Origin of the sequence: Microbispora sp. GKU 823 (assembly GCF_002027145.1) — a bacterium.
Taxonomy (GTDB): Bacteria; Actinomycetota; Actinomycetes; order Streptosporangiales; family Streptosporangiaceae; genus Microbispora; species Microbispora siamensis.
Genome location: NZ_MWJN01000135.1, coordinates 1 through 20,730, shown reverse-complemented (window position 1 = coordinate 20,730; position 20,730 = coordinate 1). Strand labels below are relative to the sequence as shown.

The 20,730-nt window shown below is 71.0% G+C and carries 15 protein-coding genes and 1 pseudogene; 12 read left to right on the top strand and 4 right to left on the bottom strand.

The annotated features are described in order from the left end of the window. The coding region (locus B1L11_RS40250; RefSeq protein WP_143737894.1) for an RNA-guided endonuclease TnpB family protein at positions 1-642 on the top strand (642 nt) is incomplete at its 5' end. Positions 643-890: 248 nt separating this feature from the next. Here the strand turns inward: B1L11_RS40250 and B1L11_RS40245 are convergent. Further along, on the bottom strand, positions 891-1,751 hold the full coding sequence (locus tag B1L11_RS40245) for a DUF4429 domain-containing protein (RefSeq protein WP_079320476.1): 861 nt from the start codon (positions 1,749-1,751) through the stop codon (positions 891-893). Between the two features lie 96 nt (positions 1,752-1,847). Continuing rightward, positions 1,848-3,773: a Xaa-Pro dipeptidyl-peptidase gene (locus B1L11_RS40240; RefSeq protein ID WP_256863299.1), complete on the bottom strand. Its 1,926-nt coding sequence runs from the start codon at positions 3,771-3,773 to the stop codon at positions 1,848-1,850. A gap of 241 nt (positions 3,774-4,014) precedes the next feature. Here B1L11_RS40240 and B1L11_RS40235 point away from each other — a divergent pair, with 241 nt between their 5' ends. The 9 genes and pseudogenes from B1L11_RS40235 to B1L11_RS40200 all read left to right on the top strand — a co-directional run bounded on the left by B1L11_RS40235 (position 4,015) and on the right by B1L11_RS40200 (position 13,717). Further along, positions 4,015-5,043, top strand: a complete 1,029-nt coding sequence (locus B1L11_RS40235; RefSeq protein WP_079320474.1) for an SIS domain-containing protein — start codon at positions 4,015-4,017, stop codon at positions 5,041-5,043. A 1-nt stretch (position 5,044) separates the two neighbouring features. Next, positions 5,045-5,869 carry a PfkB family carbohydrate kinase gene (locus tag B1L11_RS40230; protein WP_079320473.1) on the top strand — a complete coding sequence of 275 codons (825 nt, stop codon included), beginning with the start codon at positions 5,045-5,047 and terminating at the stop codon, positions 5,867-5,869. Beyond that, the gene (locus B1L11_RS40225; protein ID WP_079320472.1) at positions 5,866-6,675 is read left to right on the top strand and encodes an ATP-binding cassette domain-containing protein; all 810 of its coding nucleotides are present in this window, start codon (positions 5,866-5,868) and stop codon (positions 6,673-6,675) included. The genes B1L11_RS40230 and B1L11_RS40225 overlap by 4 nt, the downstream gene beginning before the upstream one ends. Before the next feature lie 74 nt (positions 6,676-6,749). Further along, entirely contained in the window at positions 6,750-7,751 is a 1,002-nt protein-coding gene (locus B1L11_RS40220; protein WP_218671614.1) for an ABC transporter permease, read from the top strand. Positions 7,752-7,792: 41 nt separating this feature from the next. Continuing rightward, entirely contained in the window at positions 7,793-8,776 is a 984-nt protein-coding gene (locus B1L11_RS40215; protein ID WP_179155547.1) for a substrate-binding domain-containing protein, read from the top strand. 69 nt (positions 8,777-8,845) lie between these two features. Next, positions 8,846-9,298, top strand: a pseudogene (locus B1L11_RS53150) (hydantoinase/oxoprolinase N-terminal domain-containing protein); the annotation flags it as partial. Further along, on the top strand, positions 9,293-10,828 hold the full coding sequence (locus tag B1L11_RS40210) for a hydantoinase/oxoprolinase family protein (protein ID WP_256863300.1): 1,536 nt from the start codon (positions 9,293-9,295) through the stop codon (positions 10,826-10,828). The pseudogene B1L11_RS53150 and the gene B1L11_RS40210, both read left to right, overlap by 6 nt. Before the next feature lie 8 nt (positions 10,829-10,836). Continuing rightward, the gene (locus B1L11_RS40205) at positions 10,837-12,525 is read left to right on the top strand and encodes a hydantoinase B/oxoprolinase family protein (RefSeq protein WP_179155546.1); all 1,689 of its coding nucleotides are present in this window, start codon (positions 10,837-10,839) and stop codon (positions 12,523-12,525) included. Positions 12,526-12,619: 94 nt separating this feature from the next. After that, positions 12,620-13,717: a LacI family DNA-binding transcriptional regulator gene (locus B1L11_RS40200; protein WP_079320467.1), complete on the top strand. Its 1,098-nt coding sequence runs from the start codon at positions 12,620-12,622 to the stop codon at positions 13,715-13,717. Here the strand turns inward: B1L11_RS40200 and B1L11_RS40195 are convergent, their stop codons facing one another. Next, complete coding sequence (locus tag B1L11_RS40195; protein ID WP_079320466.1) at positions 13,718-15,187, bottom strand: hypothetical protein; 1,470 nt, start codon at positions 15,185-15,187, stop codon at positions 13,718-13,720. Between the two features lie 63 nt (positions 15,188-15,250). Between B1L11_RS40195 and B1L11_RS40190 the strand changes: the two genes are divergently transcribed. Continuing rightward, positions 15,251-15,964 (top strand): TetR/AcrR family transcriptional regulator, encoded by a 714-nt coding sequence (locus B1L11_RS40190; protein ID WP_079320465.1) that lies wholly within the window; start codon positions 15,251-15,253, stop codon positions 15,962-15,964. A 241-nt stretch (positions 15,965-16,205) separates the two neighbouring features. Continuing rightward, positions 16,206-20,102: a discoidin domain-containing protein gene (locus B1L11_RS40185; RefSeq protein WP_143737893.1), complete on the top strand. Its 3,897-nt coding sequence runs from the start codon at positions 16,206-16,208 to the stop codon at positions 20,100-20,102. 51 nt (positions 20,103-20,153) lie between these two features. Here the strand turns inward: B1L11_RS40185 and B1L11_RS40180 are convergent. Further along, on the bottom strand, positions 20,154-20,730 hold a 577-nt coding region (locus tag B1L11_RS40180), incomplete at its 5' end, for an SMI1/KNR4 family protein (protein WP_218671613.1).

The following is a 20,730-nucleotide window of genomic DNA, read 5'->3' as shown; positions in this document are numbered from 1 at the left end:
ACCTTGCCTGCGACGGGGGCGGCCGTGGGCGTGGACATGGGTGTGGCATCGCTGGTGACCACCAGCGACGGGGACCCGCTGGCCAACCCGCGCCACCTGGAGGCGTCGGCGGGACGTCTGGCGGCGGCCCAGCGGGCTCTGGCCCGCAAGAAGCGGGGGTCCAAGCGGCGCGGTAAGGCGGTGGCGAGGGTGGCGGCGCTGCACGCGAAGGTCCGCCGCCAACGTCTTGATACCGCGCACAAGGCGGCGCTGACTCTGGTCCGCGCGTATGACGTGATCGTGCATGAGGACCTGTGGATCGCGAACATGACCCGCTCCGCCGCCGGCACGATCGAACGACCCGGGCGGAACGTCGCGGCCAAATCCGGGCTGAACCGGAGCATCCTGGACGCGGGTTGGGGGGTGTTCTTGCGTGTGCTCGCGTACAAGGCTGAAAGCGCCGGTCGCGAGCTGATCGCAGTTGATCCCCGCAACACCTCCCGCACCTGCTCGCGGTGCGGGCACTGTGCGAAGGACAACCGCCTCACTCAAGCCGAGTTCGCCTGTAGGGCGTGCGGGCATGTCGCGCACGCTGACGTGAACGCGGCCACCAACATTCTCAGGGCAGGGCTTGTCCTTCGCGACGCTGCGGAAGCGGCCTAGCGAGAAGCTGCTCCCTTCAGCTTCAGGGAGCGGAGGAGTCACGAGCGTGACGCCCTTGCGCCGGGCCCACCAGGTCAGCTGCTCCAGGTCGCTGTTCTTGCTGCACGCGTAGGCGTACCTGGAGTGCATGTGCAGGTCGGCGTGGAAACGCACGGTGACCTCTCCCGTCGGCTTGACCCTGGATCTACCAGCTTGCCGATCAGGAGAGGTCGAAACGCCGTTCCGGCGGACCGCGGGGCGACCGGACCCTACAGTTCGGCGATGCGGTCCAGCAGCGCCTTCTTCGCCGTGCTGAACTCCTCGTCGGTCAGCACCCCGCTCCGGTGCAGTTCGCCCAGGTCGGTGAGCCGCCGAATCAGCAGGTCGCGGCCGTCGGGCGCGGGTGGCGAGAGGGCGGCGGGCGGTTCCGGAGCGTGGCGGGCCAGCCGCGCCAGCACGGCGGCCCCGACGAGCACGCTCGTCCCCCCGAAACGCTGCACCCCCCACGACAGGCAGCGCCGGTCCTCCTCCGGCCGGCCGGTCGGCCCCTCGCCGCGTACGTGGAAACGGAGGCTCCCGTAGGCCAGGCCCGACTGCGGCTTCCACTCGACGCCGGTCAGATCCGACAGCCGGAACTCCTGAGCGCCGGCCGCCTGTTTGACGGCCTTGGCGAATCCCGTCCACTCCAGGCGGACCCGGACGCCGTCGAAGCTCACGGTGCCGTCACCGGCCGTGGCGCTGATCGGCACGGCCGGGCCGGGCAACAGGAAATCGGGACAGGGCTCCTCCGGCACCTGGGCCAGCTGCCCCAGGTCGCGGATCTCGCCGGCCATGTACTCCGCCGCGGCCCTGCGCTCCTTGGGGACCGCCAGCCGGTAGGGGTCGGCGGGAGCGGCCAGCAGCCCGGCGCCCACCTCGGTGAGCGGGTCCGCACCGGGCCGCAGTCGCAGCCGCAGGTGCCCGCCTTTGCGCGAGGGCTCGAACACGGCTCCCGCCACGGCCTCCAGCGGCACCACCAGGTCCCCGAGGGCCTTGCGCACCTCGTGGACGTCGCGGCCGCTGCCGGGGGTGATCCTCACCGCCTCGACATCGACCGTCCATGCGCCGTCCTCCACGACGATCTCGGTCATGTCATGACACTACGACGTCGGCGGGAACCGCTGAACCGCTCGGACGCCGGCGCCGGGACGAGGGTCCCGGCGCCGCGTCGGAGGACGGTCAGGGGATCAGTAGAGCTTGTTGTCCGGCACCGGCAGGTCGATCTGCTGAGGACCGTGCCAGGCGCCCTTGTCCTTGGGAATGTCGCCGCCGTTCAGCGCGTGGCCGACACCGAGCACGAGCGGAATCTCCACCCGGCTCTTGTGCAGGTCGATGGTGACGGTCGTGCCGGTGGCCCGCTCGCCGCTGTAGTTCGAGTCGGTGCCGGCGATCACCAGCCCGATCCTGTGGCCCTTCTTGAAGACGTACTCCTGCGGCAGCGTCTTCCACGTGACCTGCGCGTACGTGCCGGGGGTCAGCGGCGAGGACTCGGAGAGCGAGTCGCGGTTCTGCGCGTCGATCCAGCCGCGGGCCACGACCTCGAGCGGCCGCGTGGCCAGGTTGGTGACGACCTTCCGGTAGCAGGCGTCGTCGGCGGCGGTGCTGTCGCCGTGGCAGTCCTCCGCGGCGAGGGTGGTGATGCCCTGTCCGCGACGCCAGTCGACCCGGGTGTCCTCGCCGAAGTCGACGAGAAGCGCGGTCAGGTTCGAGGTCGGCTTGTCGAGCGAGACCCGCAGGTCCACCTCGGGCGTGCCCGACATGCGCAGGTCGCGCGGCAGCTCACCGGTGGTGAAGGCGACCCGTCCGGGCTTGGCCGTGCCGACGTCGGCGACCATCGCGTCCTCCGACTGGCGGATGTCGGTGAAGCTCGCGGTTTCGCCGTTCTTGCCGGGGTTGAGGTTCAGCGAACCGTCGGCGGACGGGCGGAAGAAGTGGGTCGAGGCGGCCGGCGTCGGCCAGTCGCCCTGGGTGATCCACTCGGCCGGGCCGACCTGCACGTCGGCGCGCGGCTCCTGCATGATCCCGTTGTCCACGCCGAGCAGCCAGCGGTCGAACCAGCGGTGCAGGGTGTCGACCCACAGGTCGCGGCGCCCCTCGAAGTCGAAGGGGTCCACGTGCTGATACTGGCCGACCCAGATCTTGCGCGGCACGTTCCGGTCGGCGAGCGCCTGCCACCACACCGAGAAGTTGTCGGGCTTGACGTTCAGGTCGTTGACCGTGTGCACGACGAAGACGCTGGCGTGCACCTTCGAGGCGTCGCCGAGCGACCCGGCGACGTAGTCGCGCTCGGCCCAGAAGCCGTTGTAGTTCCCCGTGGCGTCATCGGCGTCGACGTCCAGTCGTGCCCGATTCGCCGCGCACTTGGCGGCCGGGTCGGTGTCGACGACCCGGGACAGGTACGACATGTAGTTGTAGTTGTAGATGACGCCGTTGGAGCGCTGGTACTTGTACCAAGAGCTGATGGCCGAGATCGGGACGATCGTCTCCAGGCCCTCGACCCCGGTCGCCGCGACCGCGTTGGCCAGCGTGCCGTCGTACGACTTGCCGATCATGCCGGCCTTGCCGGTGCTCCAGTCGGCCACCGCGGGGGAGCCGTCGTCGTGGAAGGCGGGGGCGCGGCCGTTCAGCCAGTCGACGACCGCCTTGCCGCCGAGCACGTCGGCCTTGCCGCCCACGTCAGGGCAGCCGTCGGACTTCGTGGTGCCGACCATGTCGACGTTGAGGACGGCGTACCCGCGCGGCACGAAGTAGTTGTCGTAGAACAGAGGGAACTTGGCGGGCTCGCCCGCCGCGTCGTACACCTTGCGCTCGGACTCGTTGCCGCGCCCGGAGTTGTCGTAGTAGGGGCTCTCGTCGATGATCGACGGCACCTTGAGCCCGGGCCCCGACTCCCTGGGCCTGATGATGTCGACCCTGACCCGGTCGAGGCGGCCGTCGGAGTCGCTGTCGACGCTCGACTCGACGTAGACGTGTTCGCGGACGGCGTCGGCGTAGGAGAAGACCGGCTGGGTCCGTCCCTGGTCGACGGTGATGGCCGGGCCGGTGGCCGCGTGGGCCGGGACCGCGCCGATCGCGGTCACGGCGACCGCGGCGATGGCTGCTCGTAACAGCACGGAGAGCCTCCATAGGGGGTGTGGAAATCCTCCGTAAATCACCATGCGTGCCCGTATGGCGACAAGATCCCTTTATGTGATCGACATCACCTTGGTCCTGCTATGTGACACGAGGGTCAAAAACGGCGTGACCCCTTGACTGCTCCCCGGCGATGTTGAGAACCTTCTCACCATCCCGGTGAGAACGTTCTACACGTTCGCACACCGGTCAGTGAGAACGTTCTACTTGCGGAGTGTCCCCATGACTTCCAAACCCGGCCTGCGCCCCGTCGACCCCCAGCTCAGGGAGGTCATCGGGGGAGCGGTCGACCAGCGCGGCGCCGCCGCGAAGGTGGCGGCGCAGGCGGCCTCGCGCGGAGTGACGGACGTGTTCTTCCTCGGCTGCGGCGGCTCCTGGGCCTCCTCCGTGCCGGCGCACGCCACGCTGTCCGCCTCGGCGACCGGGCTGGTCAGCCACAACATCAACGCCGCCGAGTTCCTGGCCTCCCCCTCGTCCCGGCTGTCGGCGCGCTCGCTCGTGGTGGCCTCCTCCCACTCCGGTGCGACCCCCGAGACGGTGGCCGCCGCGCGCCTGGCCAAGGAGGCGGGCGCGTACGTGGTGGCGGTGGCGACCGACGACGACAACCCGCTCGCCGAGCTGGGGGACGCCGCGTTCACCTACCACAGCGAGAAGACGATCACGGCGGCCAAGCACGTCCTGCTGGGGCAGCTCGTGCAGGAACTGCTCCGGATCGAGGGCGCGGACCTCGACTACGAGACCCTCGAACGCGGCTACGCGGCGCTGCCCGACGCGCTCGCCGCCGCCACCGAGGCGCACGAGGAGCTGTCGGCCACGATCGCGCGGGAGACCGCCGACGCCGACCTGACCTTCGTGGTCGGCGGGGGCAACGCGTACGGCGTCGCCTTCCTGCTCTCGGTCTGCTACCTGATGGAGATGCAGTGGAAGAAGTCGGTCTGCGTGGCGTCCGGCGACTTCTTCCACGGGGCGTTCGAGATGGTGGTCGGCGACGCGCCGCTCATCCTCCTGCGCAGCGAGGACCGCACCCAGGCGATGGCCGACCGGGTGGCCGCCTTCGCCCCCAAGGTGACCTCCCGGGTCTTCACGCTCGACTCGGCCGCTCTCGAACTGCCCGGCGTGCCCGCGGCCGCCCGGCCGGAGCTGTCGGCCCCGGTGCTGGCCAACATCGCCACCCGGCTGGCCGACCACTACGAGTCCGTCACCGGTCACTCACTCGACGAGCGGCGCTACATGCACAAGATGGCGTACTGAGATGCGGCTGTGCGGAGTCGGCGACAACGTCGTCGACAGATATCTCGACCTCGGCCTCGTCTTCCCCGGCGGCAGCGCCTGCAACGTCGCGGTCCACGCCGGGCGCCTCGGCGCGGAGACCGCCTACCTCGGCTCGATCGGGGCCGACCCGGCGGGCGACCTCGTACGGCACAGCCTGGCCGCCGAGGGGGTCGAGGCCAGATGGTCCCGGTACGGCGGTCACCCCACCCCACGGGCCGACGTCAAGCTCGACGCCGACGGCAACCGGACCTTCGTCGACTACGTCCCGCCTACGGAGGACCTGCGGCTGAGCCCGGCGGACCTCGACTACCTGTCGTCGTTCGACCTCGTCCACACGGGACACACCAGCCTGGTCGAGGAGCAGCTCCCCGACATCGCCCGTGTCACGAAGGTCTCCTTCGACTTCTCGTACAAGGACATGGAGTACGCGCGGGACCTGCTGCCCTCGGTCGGCATCGCCTTCTTCTCCCGGCCCCGGCTCGACCGGCGCGAGTGCGCGGAGTTCGCCGCGTCGGTCCTCGCGCTCGGACCCCGGTTCGCCGTCGTGACCTGCGGAGATCAGGGCGCGTTGCTGGCCGCGGAGGGACGTACAGTGTGGCAGCCGGCGGTCCCCACCGAGGTGGTGGACACGCTGGGCGCCGGCGACGCCTTCGCGGCGCAGCTGCTGGTCGCGCTGCCCGCTGCCCCGGCCGAGGTCGCCATGGCGCGGGCGGCCGCGTACGCCGCCTCGGTCTGCCGTCACCACGGCGGTTACGGCTACCCCGCCGATCTCGACGCCCTCTATCCACCGGAGGAGACCCCATGAAAGACAGCGCCGACGACAGCGCCGACCTCGCGGTGCGCGTGCGCGGCGTTCGCAAGCGGTACGGCCACGTCGAGGCGCTGCGCGGCGTCGACCTGGACATCGCCCCGGGGGAGATCCACGCCCTGCTCGGCGACAACGGCGCAGGCAAGTCGACGCTGGTCAAGGTGCTCGCCGGAGCGGTGACGCCGGACGAGGGCACCGTCGAGATCAACGGCCTGCCGCACCGGTTCACCGGCCCGAGGGACGCCCAGGCGGCCGGCATCGAGACGGTCTACCAGGACCTGGCCCTCGCGCCGACGCTGCCGCCGGACGCCAACCTCTTCCTCGGCCGCGAGCCCTCCCGGCCGGGGCTGCTCGGCCGGCTGGGGTTCGTCGACCGCAAGGCCATGCGGGCCGAGGCCGCCACCCACCTGCGGCAGCTCAACTCCAAGATCCAGGACCTGGGCGCCGAGGTCGGCTCGATGTCGGGCGGGCAGAAGCAGGCCGTCGCGGTGGCCAGGGCGGCGATGTGGGGCTCGGCCCTGATCATGATGGACGAGCCGACCGCGGCGCTCGGCGTGGCGCAGACCGAGTCGGTCCTGGAGCTCATCAGGCGGATCCGGGACGAGAAGGGCCTGCCGGTGCTGCTCATCTCCCACAACCTGCCCGACGTCTTCCGCGTCGCGGACCGCTGCACGGTCCTGCGGCTCGGCAGGCGGGTCCTGACCGCGCGCATGTCCGACGTCACCTCGACCGATCTGATCAGGGCGATGACGGGCGCCGACACCCTCAGCCCGACCGAGGAAAGGGCGGCAGAACCGCGATGACCGACCTCGCTTCGCAGAGCACACCGCCGGCCACACCGCGGACCACGCCGCCGGGCGCGCCGCGCAGGAGGGCCGTGCCGCGCCCTCAGCGGCTGTCCGACGCGACGATCCTGCTGCTGCTGATCGCCATCGTGGCGGTCTTCTCGATCGTCACTCCGGCGGGCACGTTCCTGTCGCTGAGCAACGCCGAGTCCATCCTGCTCACGGCCTCGCAGCTGCTCATCCTCTCGTGCGGCATCACGTTCCTGCTCATCGCCGGCGGACTCGACCTGTCCATCGGCTCGATCACGATCTTCTCCGCCGTCGTCGTCGCGAAGGTGATGGGGGCGCTCGCCGGGACGGCGGCGCAGGCGGCGGACTTCCACTATCCGAACCTCGGCGTCGCGATCACCGTGGCGATCGTCTGCGGCCTGCTGGTGGGCGCCGGCTGGGGAGCCGTCAACGGCCTGCTCGCCGTGAAGCTCCGCATCCCTCCGTTCATCGCCACGCTCGCGACCGGCGGCATCGTGCTCGGCCTGGCCAGCGTCTGGACGAACGGCCAGAACGTGCAGAACGTGCCGCTGCCCTTCCAGTCGTCGTTCGGCCTGGGCAAGCTGTTCGGGGTCATCCCGTGGTCCATCGTGATCGCGGCCGTGGTCACCGCAGTCTTCTGGGTCGTGCTGTCCAAGACCCGCTTCGGCCTGCACACCTACGCGATGGGCGCCAACCTGGAGGCGGCCCGCCGCGCGGGCGTCAACGTCAGGCGGCACATGGTCCTGCTCTACGTCGGCACCGGAGCCCTGTGCGGGATCGTGGCCGTCCTCGACGTCGCGCGGTTCAGCACGGCGTCGATCACCAGTCATTCCGGGGACGCGCTGTCGGCCATCGCCGCCGTCGTCATCGGCGGGACGAGCCTGTTCGGGGGACGGGGCCGGATCTCCGGCACCGTGGTGGGCGCGCTCATCCCGGCGGTCCTGCAGAGCGGCTTCGTGATCATGGACGTCCAGCCGTTCTGGCAGAACGTCGCCGTCGGCGTCGTCCTGCTCGTGGCCGTCTACGTGGACCAGGTCAAGATCCGCGCTCAGGAGCGCACATGAGCTTCCTCGCTCGCACCCACCCCTCATCCCGAAGGAACCCGATGAAGCGAACCATCCCCGCCCTGGCCGCGAGCGCGCTGGCGGTCTGCCTGCTGGCCGGCTGCGGCGGAACCTCGTCCGCCGACGACGCCGGAGGCGGGAGCGCCGCCGGCAAGAAGATCGTCATGCTGCTGAACGACCAGTTCGACCCCTACTACCTCACCCTGGTCGCCGGAGCCGAGGCCGAGGCGAAGAAGCAGGGCTTCGACTTCAGCTGGCAGGCGCCGTCCACGCTCGACGTGGCCTCGCAGACCCAGCTCCTGCAGTCCGTCGCCGCCCGCAAGCCGGACGGGATCATCATGTCCGCCCTGGACGCCAAGGCGATGATCGCGCCGATGAAGCAGGTCATGGCGCAGGGCATCCCGATCATCACGGTGGACGCCGACGTCGCCGACCCGTCGGCCCGCCTCGCCACCGTCACCTCCGACGGCGAGGCCGCCGGCCGCCTGGCCGCCCAGACGATGGACAAGCTGCTGGGCGGCAAGGGCAAGGTCGCCTTCGAGGGCTACACCCCGGGCACCTCCAGCACCGACGCCCGCCTCAAGGGCTGGCAGGAGGGGCTGAAGCAGACGGGACTCGAGTACGTCGCCGAGCGCTACGACGCCACCGACCTCACCACCATCGCCGGAACCGTGAGCGCGGTGCTCAAGCGCTACCCCGACCTCGCCGGCATCTTCACGAACTGGACGAACCCCACCCTCGGCGCCGCCCAGGCCGTACAGGCCGCGGGCAGGAGCGACAAGGTCAAGATCGTCGGCTTCGACGCCTCGCCCGACGAGGTGAGCCTGCTCAAGCGCGGCCTGGTCGCGGCGCTGATCATCCAGAAGCCCGGCGACATGGGCAGCAGGGCGGTCTCCGACCTCGCCGCCTACCTCAAGGACGGCACCAAGCCGCAGTCGGTCAGCCTCGACGCGGTCGTGGCCACCCAGGAGAACATGAACGACCCCGCCGTCAGCGCGTACTTCTACAAGGCAGGAAAGAAGTGAGCCAACGCCTCGGAATCGACGTCGGCGGGACCTTCACCGACGTCGTGGTCATCGGGGGACGACGGACGCGTCCTCGTCGAGAAGGTCCCCAGCACCCCGGAGAACCAGGCGGGCGGCGTGCTCGACGGCGTCCGCGCCGCGCGCGGCACCCGCGGCGTCGACACCGGCGCGCTGCGGATGTTCGCGCACGGGTCCACCGTCGCCACCAACGCCCTCCTGGAGTTCAAGCTCCCGCCCACCGCGCTGATCGTGACCCGCGGCTTCCGGGACGTCCTGGAGATCGGCACGCAGCTTCGGCCCGCGCTGTTCGACCTCAGGGTCGTCAAGCCGGAACCGGTGATCCCGCGCGACATGGTCTTCGAGATCGACGAGCGGCTCGACCGGCTGGGCCGGGTCGTCACCCCGCTCACCGACGAGGAGATCGACCGCGTCGTGGCCCAGGTCGCGGCGAGCGGCGCCGAGGCGTGCGCGGTCACGCTGCTGTTCTCCTTCCGCAACCCCGCCCACGAGCGCCGGGTGGCCGAGCGGCTGGCCGCCGCGCTGCCCGGCCTGCACGTGGCCGTCTCCTCCGAGGTCGCGCCCGAGATCAAGGAGTATCCCCGGGCGTCGACCACCGCGATCAGCGCGGCGCTGCAGCCGCTGGTGGCGCGCTACCTGTCGGCGGTCGAGGCCGGACTGGACAGCGAGAAGGTCACCTGCCCGTTCTTCGTGATGCAGTCCTCCGGCGGCGTGATGTCGGCCGCCGAGGCGTCGGCCGCCGCGCACAAGATGGTGCTGTCCGGCCCCGCGGCGGGGGTGCTCGCCGCCGCCCGGGTGGCGGAGAACCCGGCGTACGCCAACCAGATCACCTTCGACATGGGCGGCACGTCCACCGACATCTGCCTGATCCACGAGGGCCGACCGCGCCTGGACCGGTCGTCGCAGTTCGAGGGGCGGCCCCTGCAGGTCGCGCAGTTCGACATCCACACCATCGGGTCCGGCGGCGGGTCGCTGGCCCGGGTGGACGCGGCCGGGCTGCTGCGGGTGGGACCGGAGAGCGCGGGCGCCGTCCCCGGGCCCGCCTGCTACGGACGCGGCGGCACCCGGCCCACGACGACCGACGCCCAGGTGGTGCTCGGCCGGGTGGACCCCGCGCGGTTCCTCGGCGGGGAGATGACCCTCGACGTGGAGGCCGCCAGGCAGGCGGTGCTGACGCACGTCGCGGAGCCGCTCGGGATCGGCCTGGAGGAGGCCGCGCTGGGCATCCTCGACGTCGCCGACGCCATCATGGCCAGGGGCGTGCGGGTGGTCAGCGTCAACCGCGGCTACGACCCGCGCGACTTCGTGCTGCTGCCCTTCGGCGGGGCCGGTCCCATGCACGCGCTGTCAGTCGCCGAGATGGTCGACATCAGGACCGTCCTGGTGCCGCGTCACCCCGGCACGTTCTCGGCGCTGGGCCTGGCCACCAGTGACCTGAAGTACGACTTCTCGCTCACCGTGGACGCGCCGGTGGACACGCTGAGCCCGGAGGAGATCGAGGGGCTGTTCACCGGCCTGCTCGACCGGGCCCGCGACCGGCTCTCCCGGGTCGAGTCGCTCACCACGGGACGGACCGAGAACCGGCTGGCCCGCTTCCGCTACGCCTGGCAGGACAACGACGTGGAGGTGCTGCTGCGGCCCGGGGCCGTGGACGCGCAGAGCCTGGCCGAGGCGCTCGACCGCTTCCACTCCCAGCACGAGTTCGAGTTCGGGCACAGCGACAAGGAGGCCCGTGTCGAGCTCGTCGCCGTCGGCGTCGAGGTGTACGGCGTTCTGCCGCGCACGGCCGCCGCTTCTTCGGAGGAGGCGTCCTCCACCCCCGCCCCGGCCTCCGTACGGCGGGTCTGCTTCCGCGGGGCCGGGTGGGTCGACACCGACGTGTACGAGCGGGCGGACCTGACGTCAGGGGCGGCGTTCAGCGGCCCGGCGATCATCGAGGAGCGCGAGGCGACCACGGTCGTGCCGCCCGGCGCGCGGGTTCGCGTGGACGGCGACGGCAACCTCGTCCTGACTGTGAAGGGAACCTCGGCATGAACACCGGCATGAGACGAACCGACCCGATCACCACGGAGGTCATCCGGCACGCCCTGGAGACCATCGCGGAGGAGATGGGCACCGCGCTGCGCCGCACCGCGCTCAGCGTCGTGGTGAAGGACATGCGCGACTACAGTTGCGCGGTCTTCGACCGGTCGGGCCGGCTGCTCGCCGCCGCGCTGGACATCCCGACGCTGCTCGCCTCGATGTCCCCCGCGCTGCGGGCCTGCCTCGACAAGTGGGGCGACGACATCCACCCCGGCGACGTCTTCCTCAGCAACCATCCCTACCTGGGGGCCTGCCAGACCAACGACCTCAACCTGTTCGTCCCGGTCTTCGACGGCGACGAGCGGCTCATCGGCTTCACCGGCGCCATCGCGCACCACGCCGACTGGGGCGGGGTCGTGCCCGGCACGGCGGCGGCCACCAGCCGCAGCGCGTTCTACGAGGGCGTCATGCTGCCGGCGGTGAAGCTGGAGGTGCGCGGGGTCCCCGAGCCGAACGTCCGCGACATCATCACGGCCAACACCCGCCACCCGAAGCAGAACCACGGCGACCTGCGCGCCCAGGTCGCCGCCGCCCGCTCGGGCGCCCGCCGCTTCGCCCGGCTGGCCGAGCGGTACGGCACCGACACGCTGGTCACGGCGATCGACGACCTGATCGGTTACACGGCCGAGCGAACCCGGGCCGAGCTGGCGGCCCTGCCGGACGGGACGTACCGGGCCGAGGGGTGGCTGGACGACGACGGCATCAACCCCGGCGCGGCCGTCCGCCTCGCCGTCACGGTCACCATCGAGGGCGACGGCGCGCACGTCGACTTCTCCGGCTGCGATCCGCAGATGCCCGGCGGCATGAACATCCCCACGTCCACGACGCGGTCGGTCGTGCACTACGCGATCAAGTGCCTGCTGCCCGACGACGTGCCGTTCAACGAGGGGTCGATGGAGCCGGTGACCATCCACGCCCCGGAGGGCTCGGCGGTCAACCCGATCTTCCCCGCCGCGGTCGGCGACCGGCACCTGGCGTCCCAGCGGCTGGCGTCCGTCATGACCCGGGCGCTGGCCCCGGCGGCCCCGCACCGGGCGTCGGCGGAGTGGTTCGTCGGCTGGCCGGTGCTGATCTGCGAGTCGGCCTCGCCGAAGACCGGGGACGGCGTCGTGCTGCTCGCCAACGTCGCGGGTGGCGCGGGCGCCACCGCCTCGCACGACGGCGCGGACGCGGTCGACGTCCACATGGCCAACTGCGCGATCATCCCGGCGGAGGTGATCGAGTCGAGCTACCTCCTGCGCGTCGAGCGCTACGAGCTGAGGCCCGACAGTGGCGGCGCGGGGCGCACACGGGGCGGCCTGGGCATCCGCGCGGACTACCGGAACATCTCCGACGGGCCCATGCAGTTCCTCTCCGAGGCCGAGCAGAGCGACCCCGGTCACGTTCCGCAGGGGCTCGACGGCGGCCTGCCCGGCACCGCCGCCTCGATCGTCCTCATCCGCGAGGACGGCGAGGAGACCCCGCTCCCGGCGAAGGGGCAGCACGTCGCCGCACCGGGCGAGGTGGTGAGCCTGCGGGCCGGCGGCGGTGCCGGATTCGGCGACCCGGCGCTGCGCCCGAGGGAGGCCGTGGAGGCCGACCTGCGCAGCGGGCGGATCACCGCCCGCGCCGCGCGGGATCACTACAATCTCGCTGCGGCGGATCGCTGATGGGCGAGCCGCCGGCGCTTCCCGGGCGCGCCCGCGAACGCGATGACGGCCGGGATCCCGCCGGCGGCGACCGATACCGGGAAGAGGAGGATCCGTGACCGCATCCAGCAGGCCGCGGCGGGCGACGCTCCCGGACGTGGCGGCGCTGGCCGGTGTCTCCACGGCCGCCGCGGGGCGCGCGCTGGGAGGTTACGGAAGCGTCAGCGAGGACGTCCGGCGGCGGGTGACGGAGGCGGCGCGGCAGCTCAACTACCGCGCCAACCGCCTCGCCGCCAGCGTCCGCACCGGCAGGACCGACACCATCGGGGTCGTGTGCGCGGACATCGAGAGTCCCTTCTTCGCCCGCGCGCTGCGGGGGATCTCCGACGTCGCGCACGAGAACGGCTTCAGCACCCTCGTCACCAACAGCGACGAGGACCTCGCCAGCGAGCGTGAGGCGGTGCAGTTGCTCCTGCACAAGCAGGTGGACGGCATCATCTGCGCGCCCGCCGACGTCAAGCAGGTCGAGCATCTGGCACAGGCGCAGAGCGGCGGCACGCCCGTCGTCCTGTTCGACCGCGTGAGCGACCGGCTGGAGGCCGACGCCGTCATCGTGGACGGCATGAAGGCCGCCTACCAGGCCGTACGGCGGCTGCTCGACCTCGGCCACCGGCGCGTCGCGATCGTGACGGAGCTGCGCCAGCCCCGGGAGCAGGACTGGGCGAGGTTCCTCACCCCGGAGGCCGAGGTGTCGCTGGGCGAGCTCAGCCCGAGCGAGGCCCGGCTGCTCGGCTACCTGCGGGCCCACTGGGACGCCGGGGTGCCGGTGCGCCGCGAGCTGGTCCGGCGCACCGGCACCTACGCCGCCGAGGCCGCCTACCAGCAGACCAAGCGCGTCCTCGCGCTGAAGAACCCGCCGACGGCGATCTTCACGGTGGACAACCTGATGACGGTCGGCGCCTACCGCGCGATCCGCGACCTCGGCGTCGCGGTGCCCGACCGGCTCTCGGTGGTGGCGTTCGACGACCTGGACTGGACCGTGCTGGTCTCCCCGGCCCTGAGCGTCATCGCCCAGCCGGTCTACGAGATGGGCGCGGAAGCGGCCCGGCGCCTGATCCGGCGCCTGCGCGACCCGGAGCCCGCGCCGCCCGCCACCCTGTTCATGGACGTCACGCTGGTCGAACGGGAGTCCGTCGCCCCGATTTCGTCATGATCAGGTTCCGCTGACGAACACCGGCGTGTCGGAGACGGCCGTGCGCAGCCGCCGGTCGCGGACCTCGACGGCGTGCGGCTCGCCGAACGCGTCCACGGCGGTCGCGGCGGAAGCGGGCCAGGGCCAGGAGACGGCGACGGGCGGCCGCTCCTCCCCGTCGGCCGTGTCGTCGTCCGTGTCGCGCCGGTTCCACAGCACCAGCAGTGGCCCGCGTCCGGCACGCTCGACCTCGAACGCGTACAGGCCGGGCGGGTCGCCGGGCCGCACCCGGGTCACCCGGCGGGCCCCCGCGAGCTGCGCGGCGAGCAGGGCGAAGGTGTCCGCCGCCGGATGCCGGACCGCGAGTTCGCCGTCCCGGTAGCCGAGCATGGCGAGCTTGCCGAACATCAGGTGCATGATCTGCAGGGGATCGGCCGGTCCGGGGACCTCGGGCGCGAGGTTCCAGTAGAGGGTGCGGCGGACCCCGGCGGCGAGCGCCTCCAGGGTGCACGCGACGAGCTGGCGGCAGTTGATCCGGTGCCGTCTGGCCTCCAGCTCGGGCGGGCACCCCTCCATGAACATCACCAGCCGGGGCGGCAGCTGCGGCATCCGCGCGTACAACGCGGCCATGGCCCGTCGCTCGGGGGTGTCCTGCCGCGCCCTGGCGGCCAGTTCTTGGGTGCTTTGCACCTGTGCGCCCCCGGCGAAGGCCTCGGCGAACACCTCGTACATGACGGCCTGGGCGTCAGGGAACTCGAACGGCACGGGCGCGCCGTACTCGCCCACCACCACCGGCCTCAGACAGCCGTGCGCCCGCATCAGCTCCCGCACGGCCTCGATGTGGGCGGGGACCGAGGCGGCGTCGCCGTACAGGTGCACGTCGAACAGGTCGAAGGCGTCACGGCCGCCGGACAGCACCTGCTCGAAGAAGCGCCACGGCTCGCTTCCCGCCTCGCCGGAGAGTACGTCGTAGCCGCACCCGCCGAGCACCACGGCGGCCGCGGGGTCGGCCTCCTTGACCGCGGCGTACATGACCCTGAGCTGCGCGACGTACTCGTCGGCGGTCCCGGCCCACAGCAGGTCGGTGTTGCTCGGCTCGTTGTCGCACTGCCAGTAGCGCACCCGCCCGGCGCAGCGGCCCACCACCCGCCGTACGAACTCCGCGTAGGCGTCCAGGTCGTGCGCGGGAGAGGGCGGCAGGAAGTCGGTCGACGTCCTGGTCGCCCACGGGGAGCTGGAGCACAGCGTGATCCACACCTCCTCGTCGCCGTCGAGCTGGCCGAGCAGCGCGTCGACCGCCTCCCAGCGGTAGCGGCCCGGCTCGGGCTCGACCTGGCTCCAGTACACGTACGCCCGCACGATCCCGGCGCCCAGCGATCGGGCCTGGGGGACGAACGTGCCGGGCGGGCCGAACAGGCCGTAGCTGACGCCCCTCACGACGCCCAGCCGGATCCCCGGCGGTTCGTACGCGTCGGTCGCCGCCTGCGTCATCAGTACCTCCGGTCCTGGGAAGTTTATGTCGTACACGAAAAGTTTATTGCGTAAACTCGGAACGTGGGTGAGGGAGAGACGAACGCGTTCCCGGTGATCTGGACCCAGCCGCCGCCGCGCAGGCGCGGGCTGGACCGGGAGAAGATCGTGGCGGCGGCGATCCGCGTCGCCGACGAGGCCGGGCTGGACGGCCTGACGATGAAGGCGGTCGCCGCCGGCCTCGGGCCGTACTCGCCGATGGCGCTCTATCGCCACGTGCACAGCAAGGAGGGCCTGTTCGACCTCATGCTCGACGCGGCCACCGCCGAGATTCCGCTGCCCGGGGAGCCCGGCCGGGACTGGCGTGACGACCTGCGCACGCTCGCCCTGGAGACCCGGAGGATGACATCGCGGCACCCCTGGTTCGCCGTGCTGGTCCACGCCCGCCCTCCGGCCGGTCCGCACATGATGCGCAGGCTGGAGTTCATGCTCACCGTCCTCGTACGGCAGGGGGCGACCGTCGGCGAGGCCATGACCTACGCGGCGCTGATCGACAGGCACGTCTTCGGGAGCGCCCTGCAGGAGAGCGAGGAGGCGCGCCAGGAGCGGCGCCACGGCCTGGACGACGACGCCCGGCTGTACGCCGCCATCGCGGCGCTCCGCGAACTGGCCGCCGCCGACGGCCGCCTGCCTCACCTCACGGAATGGCTCACCCATCCGGCCGGTCCCACACCGGAGGAACGCTTCGCGATCGGGCTCGACTTCGTCCTCGACGGCATCGCGGGCCGGCTGCCCTGACCGCGCCGCGTCCCGACGCTCCGCGCAAGATCACGAAAACCTTTTCGCCGCGTTCGGTTCACTTCTGAACTGGACTTACCTCATGACCGTTGACAGGGACTGAGGTTTCTTTTACGTTACCGAAAACCTTTTAGTTCGTTTCGTGCGTCGCGGGGGGATGCCGGAAGGAGAGGTCATGAAGCCACGTTGGCGGACCCCGGCGGCAGCCGGGCTGTTAACGCTGACAGTGTTGAGCGGCAGTATGTTAACGCTCACAACTCCGGCGTCCGCCGCGCCGGAGATCCTGCCGGCGCAGTCCCAGGACCAGCTCGGCCTGCCGGCCTTCACCGGCGGCGACCCGGTCCCCGACGAGCCGGTGAGCTACGACCCGCGGCGCATGATGCGGGCCATCTACGACAAGGAGAAGGGCGGCGACTCCTACTGGATCGACCGCATGCTGGCCCGCAAGGGCGACGACCCGGCCGGCCCGTGGCTGATGAGCCGGGGCAGGGCGGCGTTCATGAAGGAGCACGATCCGTCGGTCATCGGGTTCGGTGGCAGCCTCGCCTACTGGGAGAGCATCGACAACCGCGACGCGTACGCCGTGGATCTGGGCACCGCCCTGCGGGAGAACGTCGCCGAGCGGCTGCAGATGCCCAGCCACTGGGAGGGCGTCTACACCGGCGACGGGCTGTCGGTCGTGGTCAGGAAGTTCATCACGCATGAGAACGTGCTGGTCACCACGCTCGAGATCACCAACACCGGCAGTGCGGAACGCTCGGTGCCGGTGACCGTGACCTCGCCGTACGCGAAGACCGCGGACGGCGACCGCGAGCTGACCGGGGTCGTGACCGCCAAGAACCGGCTCACCACGATCTTCCCCAGGCTCAGCGGCGACGGCCTGAAGGTGGACGGCGCCGCGCTGAAGGGCACGCTGACCATCGCGCCCGGCAAGACCGTGCGCACCAAGGTCCAGCTCGGGCTGGTCACCGAGGAGCTGCCGGGCTCCCGCGAGGAGTACGACGGCTACAAGGGACGCTCGCCGGAGAAGGCGCTGACCAGGCAGTTGAAGGACTACAACGCCTGGTGGGCGGACAACGTGCCCTACATGGACGTGCCGGACGAGAACATCAAGAAGTTCGTCTACTACCGCTGGTGGTTGATGCGCTTCAACTTCCTCGACGCGGACATCCCGGGCAACGACTTCCAGTTCCCCACGTCGGTCGAGGGCGCGCTCGGCTACAACAACGCCATCGTGCTGACCGTGCCGATGTTCATCCAGGACCTCAAGTATCTGCGCGATCCCATCTACTCCTACGGGCCGTGGGTGTCGGCGGGCGAGGTCTCCAAGAACTCCAAGTACACCGACAACCCCGGTGACCCGGAGAACTGGAGCAACAGCTACACGCAGTACATCTCGGCCAGCGCCCTGGAGAGCTACCGCCTGCACGGCGGACAGCCCGGCATCCTGCGCAACCTGGCGCGGTACGCGGAGAAGGACGTCTACGGCCAGCTCAACGCGTACGACTCCAACAAGAACGGCGTCATCGAATACGACTGGGAGGCGATGACGGGCAACGACGCGGACGCCGTGTCGTTCCACTACTACGGCGGCGCCAAGGCGGCCGAGATGCGCGGCGTGGCCGACAAGGTCAAGAACGGCGTCCTGACGCTGCTGTGGGACGACAAGGACAAGGTGTTCAAGCACCGCGACCTGCGCACGGGCAACCTGATCCCGTGGAAGGAGTCCAACAACTACATCCCGTTCGCCACCGGGCTGGTGCCGGCCGACGAGCCGAAGTATCGCGAGGCGCTGCGGCTGTGGACCGACCCCGCCGAGTATCCGATCTTCCCCTTCTACACGGCCGACCAGAAGGACAAGGCCGAGGCGGCCGCCCAGGGCAAGCCGGGGTCGAACAACTTCTCCCAGATCAACTCCACCCGGGACTTCTCGCTGTTCTCCAAGGCGCTGCACGAGTACTCCTCGCCGTACATCACCCCGGAGATGTACAAACAGTTGCTCTACTGGAACGCCTGGGCGCAGTTCGTCGGCGGCGACACCCGCTGGCCGGACGCCAACGAGTTCTGGGCGAACTGGAACCCGCAGACCAAGAGCATCGACTACCGCTCCTGGATCCACCACACCATCCTCGGCAGCAGCAACTGGACGGTCATCGAGGACGTCATGGGGCTGCGCCCGCGCGACGACGCGAAGGTCGAGCTGTGGCCGGTGGACATCGGCTGGGACCACTTCACGGTCAACGACATCGACTACCGGGGCCACGACCTGACCATCGTCTGGGACAAGCCGGACGGCGACGTGAAGTATCGCGGCGTGCCCGAGGGCTACTCGATCTTCATCGACGGCAAGCGCAAGGTCACCCTGGCGGGCCTGGCTCACGCCGTCTGGGACCCCGCGACGGGCGAGGTCGAGGGTGGCCAGGTCCTGCACAGCGAGGCCGCGCACCAGCTCAAGGCGCCGACCGAGGTGAAGCTGAAGGGCGACAGGATCGAGGACCTGTTCGCCAAGGCCGGGGTGTCGCTCGACGGCGACGCGCCCAACCTGGTCAGGTCGGCCACCGCCTCGTACGGCGACCCGGCGGGCGCGGTGGACGGCTTCACGATCAACGAGCCCTACTGGGGGAGCAAGGGGTCGGGCAAGGCCTCCGACTGGCTGGAGGTGGACCTCGGCTCGGCGCGGCCGGTGGACGACGTGCGGCTGTACTTCTACAACGACCGCAAGACGGGCGGATACAGCGAGCCCGCGCTCTACACGATCCAGTACCTCGACGGGTCGGAGTGGAAGGACGTGCCCGGCCAGGCCAAGTCGCCGGTCTACCCCCGGGCCAACCTCAACGAGGTGCGCTTCCCCTCGATCACCACGGCGAAGCTGCGCGTGGTGGTCACCCACAGGCCCGGGTACGCCACCGGGCTCAAGGAGGTGCAGGCGTTCTCCAGCGGCGGCAGGGCGCCGTCCGCCGAGAACCGGGCGCCGTACGCGCTGGTCGTGCGGGACGAGAGCGTGAACCGGCCGGGCCAGGTGCGCCTGAACGCGGTGGTCAAGGACGACGGGCTGCCGTCCGGGCAGCTCACCGCCGCCTGGGACCTCGTGGACGGGCCGGGTGAGGCGTTCTTCAGCGACCCGTCCGGTGCAACGGGCACGACGGTCTCGTTCACGAAGGCGGGCACCTACCGGGTGCGGCTTACCGTCACGGACGGCGCGCTGACGACCCGGACGACGGTCACCGTCACGGCGACCGAGCAGGCCGAGGACGTGAACATCGCCGCGAACGCGACGCCCACCGCCTCCTACACCTCACCCTGGGAGAAGGTGAGCGCGGTCAACGACGGCATCGACCCGCCGCGGTCCAACGACGCCGTGAACCCCCGCTGGGGCACCTGGCCGCAGCAGGGCACGCAGTGGGTGCAGCTCGAATGGCCCGCACCCGTCAAGGTGAACAAGTCGGACGTCTACTTCTTCGACGACGGCGGCGGCGTCCGGGTCCCCGCCTCCTGGAAGATCCAGTACTGGGACGGCGCCGCGTTCAAGGACATCCAGGCCGACTATCCCGTCGCAGCCGACAAATACAACACCGTGTCGTTCGACCCGGTGACCACGACCCGGCTGCGTGTGGTGCTCGAGTCCGGGCAGGGCTCGGTCGGGCTGCTGGAGTGGAAGACGTACGCGGTGCGGCCCGACGGCGTGCGGCCCGTGCACGTGCCCACGCCGGTGAACACGCTGCCCGAGCTGCCGGCCTCGGTGGAGACCACGTACGCCGACGGCGGGCGGGGCACGGCCAAGGTCACCTGGCAGCCGGTCACGCTCGACCAGGTGAAGACCGGCGGCAGCAGCTTCACGGTCGCGGGCCTGGCCGAGGGCGTGCGCGATGCGGTCCACGCCACGGTCTACGTGCGCACCACCGACGCGGTCACCGTCACCTCGATCGCCGAGGAGAGCGTGACCACGCGGGCCGGGACCGCTCCGTCGCTGCCCGGCACCGTCGTCGCCACCTACAACGACGGCTCGAAGGACAGCCGGGTGAAGGTCACGTGGGACGCGGTCGATCCCGCGAGATACGCCGCCCCGGGCACGTTCACCGTCACCGGCCACGTGGCCGGCAGCACGGTCGAGGCCAAGGCGGTGGTGACCGTCACCTGATCCGGGTTGTTCGGGGCAGCCCCCGGGCCCGCCTGACACGGCCCGGGGGCGTCACCCCCGGGTGCTCTCCCACTCCAGTTCGCCCTTGACCACCTTCGGCCGCCAGCCGCGGATCGGCCTTCCGGTCTCCAGCGACCTCGCGGTCGCCTTCAGCAGGGCCAGGTAGGACGGCCACACGACGTCGCCCTCCAGCGTGAGCCCCTCCTCGTTGAAGAACTCGCCGGTCTTCCCGGTGCGGGTGTCGACGAAGAGGTTCCCGCCGTCGTTGGCGTAGGCGAAGGGGATCAGGTGGCCGTCCCACCAGTAGCCGAGCGAGTCGCCCCCGATGTCGCAGAGCATCTTCCACTCCGAGTGGATGTGCTTGGCGGACATGAACTCGTAGAACGGCGCGGGGCCGAACCCCCAGGAGCCGCCGCCGTCGTGGCGCAGCAGCGAGGCGCGCAGGTCGTCGGGGAAGCGCAGCCCCGTCGCCGCCTCCGACCTGGCGATGTCCAGGGGGCGGGCCGGAGGCCGCAGCAGCTTGTACGTCGCGGGTGCCTTCCGGGCCAGCCACCGCTCGACGCGCCGCCACACCGCGTTCACCTCGGCGGTGACGCGGGGGCCCGGCATGCGCACCCGGGGGCGTACG

Excerpts from the sequence above, each read along its gene's own strand:
- B1L11_RS40230 (WP_079320473.1), top strand. The coding sequence starts at position 5,045 with ATGCGGCTGTGCGGAGTCGGCGACAACGTCGTCGACAGATATCTCGAC.
- B1L11_RS40205 (WP_179155546.1), top strand. The coding sequence starts at position 10,837 with ATGAGACGAACCGACCCGATCACCACGGAGGTCATCCGGCACGCCCTG.
- B1L11_RS40215 (WP_179155547.1), top strand. The coding sequence starts at position 7,793 with ATGAAGCGAACCATCCCCGCCCTGGCCGCGAGCGCGCTGGCGGTCTGC.
- B1L11_RS40185 (WP_143737893.1), top strand. The coding sequence starts at position 16,206 with ATGTTAACGCTCACAACTCCGGCGTCCGCCGCGCCGGAGATCCTGCCG.
- B1L11_RS40195 (WP_079320466.1), bottom strand. The coding sequence starts at position 15,187 with ATGACGCAGGCGGCGACCGACGCGTACGAACCGCCGGGGATCCGGCTG.
- B1L11_RS40225 (WP_079320472.1), top strand. The coding sequence starts at position 5,866 with ATGAAAGACAGCGCCGACGACAGCGCCGACCTCGCGGTGCGCGTGCGC.
- B1L11_RS40235 (WP_079320474.1), top strand. The coding sequence starts at position 4,015 with ATGACTTCCAAACCCGGCCTGCGCCCCGTCGACCCCCAGCTCAGGGAG.
- B1L11_RS40245 (WP_079320476.1), bottom strand. The coding sequence starts at position 1,751 with ATGACCGAGATCGTCGTGGAGGACGGCGCATGGACGGTCGATGTCGAG.